Annotated in this window: 6 protein-coding genes; 5 read left to right on the forward strand and 1 reads right to left on the reverse strand. The window is 54.2% G+C overall.

The window, feature by feature from the left end; translation table 11 throughout:
- Nucleotides 1-113: 113 nt before the first annotated feature.
- Nucleotides 114-440, forward strand: a complete 327-nt coding sequence (gene cyaY, locus HYQ67_RS20510; protein WP_202307041.1) for an iron donor protein CyaY — start codon at nt 114-116, stop codon at nt 438-440.
- Here the strand turns inward: cyaY and cyaA are convergent.
- Nucleotides 437-2,980 (reverse strand): class I adenylate cyclase, encoded by a 2,544-nt coding sequence (gene cyaA, locus HYQ67_RS20515; protein ID WP_202307043.1) that lies wholly within the window; start codon nt 2,978-2,980, stop codon nt 437-439. The two genes, cyaY and cyaA, sit on opposite strands and share 4 nt — an antisense overlap.
- Nucleotides 2,981-3,265: 285 nt before the next feature.
- Between cyaA and hemC the strand changes: the two genes are divergently transcribed.
- The 4 genes from hemC to hemY are packed head-to-tail and all read left to right on the forward strand — an operon-like array spanning nt 3,266 to nt 7,347.
- Nucleotides 3,266-4,207, forward strand: coding sequence for a hydroxymethylbilane synthase (gene hemC, locus HYQ67_RS20520; RefSeq protein ID WP_202307051.1), 942 nt, complete (start codon nt 3,266-3,268; stop codon nt 4,205-4,207).
- Nucleotides 4,204-4,944, forward strand: coding sequence for a uroporphyrinogen-III synthase (hemD, locus tag HYQ67_RS20525; protein WP_202307053.1), 741 nt, complete (start codon nt 4,204-4,206; stop codon nt 4,942-4,944). Before hemC ends, hemD begins: the two co-directional genes overlap by 4 nt.
- Before the next feature lie 22 nt (nt 4,945-4,966).
- Nucleotides 4,967-6,148 carry a uroporphyrinogen-III C-methyltransferase gene (gene hemX / locus HYQ67_RS20530; protein WP_202307055.1) on the forward strand — a complete coding sequence of 394 codons (1,182 nt, stop codon included), beginning with the start codon at nt 4,967-4,969 and terminating at the stop codon, nt 6,146-6,148.
- 2 nt (nt 6,149-6,150) lie between these two features.
- Nucleotides 6,151-7,347 (forward strand): protoheme IX biogenesis protein HemY, encoded by a 1,197-nt coding sequence (hemY, locus tag HYQ67_RS20535; RefSeq protein ID WP_202307057.1) that lies wholly within the window; start codon nt 6,151-6,153, stop codon nt 7,345-7,347.
- The last annotated feature ends 658 nt before the right edge of the window (nt 7,348-8,005 follow it).

Below are 8,005 nucleotides of genomic sequence, written 5' to 3' on the forward strand. Positions count from 1 at the left end.
GATTCATTATGCTGTTGTCTATCATCGCAGGTGAACCCCGAAAAGCAATACTCTTTTCTATTCATGAGGGTTGCTTTTATACTGCCCTGAACCCGAACAACCGAGAAGAAGAGATGAACGACAGCGAATTTCATCAACTGGCCGACGGCCTGTGGATGACGATTGAAGAGAGCCTGGATGACTGGGACGGCGACAGTGACATTGACTGTGAGATAAACGGTGGCGTGCTGACGCTGAGTTTTGAGAACGGCAGCAAAATCATTATCAACCGCCAGGAGCCATTACATCAGGTGTGGCTGGCAACCAAAAGCGGTGGCTATCACTTTAATTTGAAAGGCGAAAAGTGGATCTGCGACCGTAGCGGCGCGGAGTTCTGGCAGCTGCTGGAAGAGGCCTGCACGGCGCAGGCTGGCGAGCCGGTCAGCTTCCGCCAGGCCTAATACTGCTGTAACAGCGGCGTGGAGCCATCGTCCTGGTTCGCAGGCGCCGCTGGGACGATAACCTGGGTACGGAACGGAATGACCTGCGTGCGCCCGTCGACCTTCACAATCTGGTAGAACTGCGGCAGGTTGAAGTTGATGAAGCTTGAGCCGTAGGTAAAGCGGTCGTGCGATGACGAGTAGAACCGGCTGACGTCACGAACCAGATCTTCTTTGCTGCCTTCACAGTGGTGATACACCTCTGCCCGGTTGCTCTCATCCAGGATATAGATGTTAAAGCCCTGCTCCTCTTTTGTTTCCTCAAAGAAGAACTGGATAATCCCTTCACTGGCAAAGCCATCTACCACTGGCGGCAGCTGGACGTGGTTGGTTTCGACCTGCACCGACAGGCCATGCAGTTTGTTATGGGAAATCGCCCCATAGAACTCCACCGCATTTTCCAGTTTTTGTACTGACACGCTCAGACGCTCGAAGAACAATCCCCAGGTCTGACCGGAGACGCGCAGCGCTTTAAAGCGGCCAGGCTCCTGGCGCGTGCTGGATAAGCGGAAATCTATACATTCGGAAACCAGCTGCTGCACGCGGGTGCGAATAAGACCACGCAGGTGCTGGCTGTAGCAGAAAACCTCAACGCTGTCCGGCGGCGCGGCATCCTGGTGCATTTTGCCCAGAATGGTTTTCAGCGCCTCGATCATGGCCTGTTCGCCGTTGAAATGGAGGGTACGCACTTCGTTCCACGAGTTGCGATACAGCAGATCGACACTCCCCACCAGGCACTGCTGCTGCTCGCCGAAGCTGAAGACATCCAGCTTACGGAAATCGAAATGCACGACCTGATTGCGGAAGGCCGCCGTCGGGTCATATTCCAGATTGACGATAATCGCCAGATGGCGGATTTCGCACGGGCTGTAAAGCGCCTTCGGCGTTGGCGCAGGCAGGCGCAGCGGGAAGTGGTGCGAAACATCGGCAACCATTTCCTGCAGCTTAGGCAGATCGCAAATGCCGTTGCCCTTAATAAACAGGCGGGTGCGTGAGGTCAGCAGGCCGTTGAAGTAGGCCCATGCCACCAGCTTATTAAGATAACGGTTATATTCCAGCGGTTGATGACTGATGATGGAATTCATGTTTGGCGCGCGATTGTAGAGATACCAGCCTGAGCGGTTAGCGCGGCCTGGCGGCACATGAATAAAGGTCAGGTGTGATTCAGATAAATCAGGTGAAATCTGCGGGTTAACCAGCGTGACTTTACCAGGCAACGCTTCAAACGCCGCGTAGAGTTTACGGGTCAGAACACCGATATCCTGCGGGCTTGCCGAGACGCTGAGATTGTTGCGGCGCGCAAAGCGAATCAGGTTGCGATAGCTCTGCATCATCGCATCCAGCAGTTCGTTGTGGGCATCACGAACCTGATCAATTTTCCAGTTCGCACGATTGTCCAGCATCGCCAGACGCTCTTCGCCCCAACCCCACTCTTTCACCAGCTGGCTGAGGACTTCACGACGCCAGCCTACACAGGCGCGTTCGCGTGAGAGCTTTTCGCACACTTTCAAATAGAAACAACGGCGCACCAGGTCCAGACGTGCGGTGTCTTCGATTTGCGTCAGGTAATGGGTGACGCGTTCCAGCATCATGCAGTAAGGATCGAGACCAAACGAAACGATCTCGCCGTCGTGCAGGCGCTGTTTAATATCTTTCGCCAGCAGGCGGGCGTTCGGATACTCCCAGGAATAGGCTTCCAGCAGCAGCGTTTTCAACACGGCCTTATAAGGGGAGTCGATACTTTTATAGAGCTGCCACAGGCTGGCACCGAAGTACTCTTCGGCGGAGAGCGAGCTCAATCCACCGAGATCCAGCCATTCGTTTGGCGTCAGTACGCCCTGCGCATAGAGCGACATGACGTAATCATCGTAGTGCTCTTCTTCATCGCCCGGCACCATATTCCAAAGAATACGTTTACCCGCGAGGCGCACGGCGGTGCGATAGAACTCGTCTAACAGCAGGATGTGTTGCGTTGAGCCGCAGTCTTCGCCGCCGAGGCTGCCGCTTTCGTTATGACGGAAACGGTTTTCATCGATCAGGAAGAAACTGACCTCCACGCCCAGCGACGCCGCCCAGCTTTCCAGCAGGCTGCATTTTCGTTGTAACAGTTGGCGTTCGTCGTTATCGAGCCATGCCTGGTGACACACCCAGATATCCAGGTCTGAAGAACAGCTCTGGCCGACGGAGGAGGTACTGCCCATGGTGTAGAGGCCGGTGATCGGCAGCTCGCCTTTGGCGGTTGCCTGCGGTGGCATGCCGCGCATCAATTCCAGCTCGTTCAGGTAGTGGCGTTGGGTTTCATCAGGCGTGTAAATGCATATGCCATGTGGAACGTTACCGTCAAGGTAACCCGGCATCAGCGGGTGATGATAATGTAACAATGTTGGCAGAAGACTGTAGACCTGCTGGAAAGCAGGGCCCATGGCAGCAAGCGCGCGATCTACACGCAGTTGGTTGATGGCATCCAGTCTCTGTTTAAGCGTCTCAATATAGAGGTACAAGACATATCGCCTGATGGTTTCAGTATTTTGAAAAAACCCGTTTCCTGATTGTTGCCCTGATGATTATAAACGAACGGGCAGACAATTGCTGGAAACGTGATCAATTTAACACCTTGCTGGTTGACCGTAAAGAAAGTTGCACTACGCGCAACGTTCCACGCCAGGAAGCCGTTTTATATTCCATAATACGAGTCACGTCCCTCTTTTCCGCAAAAACCGTTGAAACTGACAGCCTTCCGTGAAGAGTGGTAGGATGGCAGCAGGACGACAATTACGGTAACAAGCATGTTAGACAATGTATTAAGAATTGCCACTCGCCAAAGTCCATTAGCCCTTTGGCAAGCACAATATGTTAAACAGCGCCTGGAGGCGAATCATCCTCAGCTCACCGTTGAGCTGGTACCGATGGTAACCCGAGGCGATGTGATACTCGATACACCGCTTGCCAAAGTTGGTGGTAAAGGCCTGTTCGTCAAAGAGCTGGAGCTTGCGCTGCTGGAAGGCCGTGCGGATATTGCCGTGCACTCAATGAAAGACGTACCGGTGGAGTTCCCGGACGGGCTGGGGCTGGTGACGATTTGCGAGCGTGACGATCCCCGTGATGCCTTCGTTTCGAACCAGTATGCCAGCCTCGACGAGCTGCCTCAGGGCAGTATTGTAGGGACATCCAGCCTGCGTCGTCAGTGCCAGCTCGCCGAACGTCGCCCGGACCTGATTATCCGGTCTTTACGTGGCAACGTTGGCACGCGCCTGGGCAAGCTTGATGCCGGTGAATACGATGCGATTATCCTTGCCGTAGCCGGGTTGAATCGCCTGGGGCTGCAATCTCGTATACGTTCAGCGCTGCCTGCCGAAGTCTCATTGCCGGCCGTTGGCCAGGGTGCCGTCGGCATTGAATGCCGTCTGGATGACGAACAAACCCGCGCGTTGCTTGCTCCGCTCAATCACATAGAGACAGCGATTCGCGTCAGTGCTGAACGCGCAATGAATATGCGTCTGGAAGGGGGTTGCCAGGTGCCAATCGGTAGCTACGCTGAGTTAAAAGACGGTGAGCTGTGGCTGCGTGCGCTGGTCGGCGCACCGGACGGTTCCTTTATGGTGCGCGGTGAACGTCGCGGCAAACCAGAGGACTCGGTTCCCATGGGCATCGATCTTGCCGAGGAGCTTCTTGATAAGGGTGCCCGTGAGGTGCTGGCCGCTATTTATGATGGGGATGCACCCGCATGACAATTCTTGTCACCCGCCCCTCTCCCGCCGGGGAAGAGTTAGTGAGCCGTCTGCGCACACTTGGGCAGGTGGCGTACAGTTTTCCGCTCATCGAATTCTCCCCAGGCCGGGAGCTAGCGCAGCTGCCTGAGCGCCTTGCAGCACTTTCACCGGGCGATCTCGTCTTTGTGCTCTCCCAGCATGTAGTGCATTACGCTCAGCCACTGTTACGTCGTAATCAATTGAAATGGCCTGAAAATCTTTCATGGTTTGCCATTGGACGCACAACGGCGCTGGCGTTACACACCGTCAGCCATCTCCCGGTTCGCTATCCGCTGGATCGGGAAACCAGTGAAGTCTTGCTACAATTACCTGAATTACAAAATGTTGCCGGTAAGCGTGTCTTGATTCTACGGGGTAACGGTGGCCGTGAACTGTTAGGGAACAATCTTGCATCTCGTGGTGCTAAAGTAGATTTTTGCGAATGCTATCAACGCTGCGCCAAAATTTATGATGGTACGGAAGAAGCATTTCGCTGGCGTGAACGTGGCGTCAACACACTGGTTGTCACCAGCGGCGAAATGCTCAAGCAACTATACACATTGATACCAGAGTGGTATCGCACTGACTGGTTACTCCACTGTCGACTGGTGGTTGTCAGTGAGCGTTTGGCGATCGTTGCCCGGGAATTGGGCTGGCAGGATATTCGGATCGCCGACAACGCAGACAATGACGCGCTGCTCCGCGCGTTACAATAAACCTACAAAATGGGACGCCACAATGACGGAACAAAATACTTCCTCCGCCATGGTTGAAGAGACCAAACCCGCGGTAGAAAACACGCCGCTTCCAGAGCAGCCGCCACAGAAGAACCGTAGTGGCGTGGCAGGTATTGCGCTGGGCGCTATCGCCATCGCCATTGCTCTGGCTCTGGGTGGCGGACTTTACAGCTATGGCAAGCATCAGGCTTCGACACAAAACGCGACTAACGACGCGTTGGTCACGCAGCTCACCGCGTTACAAAAGCAGCAGGATCAGCAGAAAACCGAGCTGGAAAACACCATCAAACAACAGGCGACGGCGCTCGATGAGGCTAATCGCCAGCAGGCGAGCCTGGCTCGCCAGCTGGATGAAGTGCAGCAGAAAGTCGCGACGATTTCCGGCAGCGATGCCAAAACGTGGCTGCTGGCCCAAGCTGATTTTCTGGTCAAGCTTGCCGCACGTAAACTGTGGAGCGATCAGGACGTGACGACCGCCGCTGCGCTGCTTAAAAGCGCGGACGCAAGCCTTGCTGATATGAACGACTCGAGTCTTATCACCGCTCGCCGCGCCATTACCGATGATATCAGCACGCTGTCCGGTGTTTCACAGGTCGATTACGACGGTATTATCCTGAAGGTGAATCAGCTGGCAAACCAGGTGGATAACCTGCGACTGGCGGATAACGACAATGATGACACCCCTATGGATTCCGACGGTAGCGAACTGTCGAGCACCGTGACCGAATGGCGTCAGAATCTGGTGAAGAGCTGGCACAGCTTTATGGATAGCTTTATTACTATCCGTCGCCGTGATGAAACAGCGGTCCCACTGCTGGCGCCGAATCAGGACATCTATCTGCGTGAGAACATTCGCTCACGCCTGTTGATTGCCGCACAGGCGGTACCTCGTCACCAGGAAGAGACTTATAAACAGTCCCTGGAAAGCGTATCCACGTGGGTTCGCGCCTATTACGATACGGAAGACGCAAACACGAAAGCGTTTTTGGATCAGCTGGATTCCCTGAGCCAGCAAAGTATCAATATGGATATTCCGGAAAATCTGCAAAGCCAGCCGCTGCTGGAAAAACTGATGCAGACCCGAGTACGCAATCTACTTAGCCAGCCAGCCGACAATAATTCGGCACCTGCTGCAACTGCGCCTGCACCGGCTGCGGCTCCAGCTGAAAGCCAGGGAGAATAGGCATGATTAAAGTCTTATTGCTTTTCCTGCTGCTGATCGCCGGGATCGTTCTTGGTCCGATGCTTGCAGGTCATCAGGGCTACGTCCTGATCCAGACCGATAACTATAACGTGGAAACAAGCGTCACAGGCCTTGTGATCATTTTGATCCTGACGATGGTCGTGTTATTCGCCATCGAATGGATCCTGCGTCGTGTCTTCCACACCGGAGCTCGCACCCGCGGCTGGTTCGTAGGACGCAAAAGTAGCCGCGCCCGTAAGCAAACTAAAGCCGCACTGTTGAAACTGGCGGAAGGGGATTACCAGCAGGTTGAGAAGCTGATGGCAAAGAATGCCGATCACGCAGAACAGCCGGTGGTAAACTATCTCCTTGCAGCGGAAGCAGCGCAGCAGCGTGGTGATGAGATCCGTGCCAACCAGCACCTGGAACGCGCCGCTGAACTTGCGGACAGGGATCAGCTGCCGGTTGAAATCACACGCGTTCGTTTACAGCTTGCCCGTAATGAAAATCACGCCGCGCGTCATGGTGTGGATAAACTGCTGGAGATCGCCCCTCGTCACCCGGAAGTACTCCGTCTGGCAGAGCAAGCCTACGTCCGTACCGGTGCCTGGGGTTCTGTCATTGATATCCTGCCCGCCATGGAAAAAGTGCAGGTGGCTGATCCGGCCCACCGTGCAGCGCTTCAGGAACAAGCGTGGATTGGTCTGATGGATGGGGCAATGGCAGATCAGGGCAACGATGGTCTGAAAGCCTGGTGGCGTAACCAGAGCCGTAAAACACGTCAGGAAACCACGCTACAGGTGGCGATGGCGGAGCATCTGATTGAATGTGACGATCACGACGCGGCGCAGGAAATTGTGCTGGACGGTCTGAAACGTCAATACGATGAACGTCTGGTTCTGTTAATGCCGCGCCTGAAGTCGGGCAATCCGGAGCAGCTTGAAAAAGCACTGCGCCAGCATATCAAGACTCAGGGTGACCGTCCGTTATTGCACAGCACGCTTGGTCAGCTTTTGATGAAGCACGGTGAGTGGCAGCAGGCAAGTGAAGCCTTCCGTGAGGCGATTAAACAGCGTCCGGATGCCTTTGATTACGCGTGGCTTGCCGACTCGCTGGACAGACTCCATCAGCCGGAGGAGGCCGCTCTGATGCGCCGTGACGGCCTGCTGTTGACCCTGCAAAATAATCCCAACGCTTAAACTACCCAGGGCGAAGTTCTTTCGCCCTTCTCCCTCTGCTGACACAAAAAAAACACCTGCCGAATGGCAGGTGTTAAAACAGGTCTTTTGACAACTAAGTGGTGCTTCACTCAACGTTATGTCCATGGTGTCGGATGAGGCCAGAGGCGACATCTGTCGGTGGACGATAAGCACCGTAATTGGCTCTGCGTCATTCCTGGGTTTATGAAGCCTTAGCGAACATAAGAAGTGGAATGAGCATCTACACAATTATTATTGCACGATGCATGCCAGGTTTTAAACAAGAATTGGCTTATTCGTGCGTTACCTGCTAATTCAGATAGTTATCAGGCTTTTTATACCCGCACTTCTGCATTTCCTGCACGCTTTCCGCCCCGCCTCATCTGTCTCCAGCTGGAGACAGTAAATGCCGTTAAATTATTTATTCATAATTATCAGTACATTATGCGTCGCCAAACAGAGACAGGGTTTACAGGGTTGTTGTTGATAAGCGACGCAGAGATGCGTAAGACAGAGTTGAAGGCTATTTCACGATTAGCGTAGCTACCGTCTTGAACGTCAAGCGGTAGCTGCATAATTTTCATCCCATGGCAGGCGTGTTTTAAGCACCCCGAAGCACATGTGCACCAGCTTGCGCATTACTGCACCCAGCGCCGCC

This window comes from Dryocola clanedunensis subsp. sulfonylureivorans (genome assembly GCF_016756775.1).
GTDB classification, from domain to species: Bacteria; Pseudomonadota; Gammaproteobacteria; order Enterobacterales; family Enterobacteriaceae; genus Dryocola; species Dryocola clanedunensis.

Excerpts from the sequence above, each read along its gene's own strand:
- cyaY (WP_202307041.1), top strand. The coding sequence starts at position 114 with ATGAACGACAGCGAATTTCATCAACTGGCCGACGGCCTGTGGATGACG.
- hemC (WP_202307051.1), top strand. The coding sequence starts at position 3,266 with ATGTTAGACAATGTATTAAGAATTGCCACTCGCCAAAGTCCATTAGCC.
- hemD (WP_202307053.1), top strand. The coding sequence starts at position 4,204 with ATGACAATTCTTGTCACCCGCCCCTCTCCCGCCGGGGAAGAGTTAGTG.
- hemX (WP_202307055.1), top strand. The coding sequence starts at position 4,967 with ATGACGGAACAAAATACTTCCTCCGCCATGGTTGAAGAGACCAAACCC.
- hemY (WP_202307057.1), top strand. The coding sequence starts at position 6,151 with ATGATTAAAGTCTTATTGCTTTTCCTGCTGCTGATCGCCGGGATCGTT.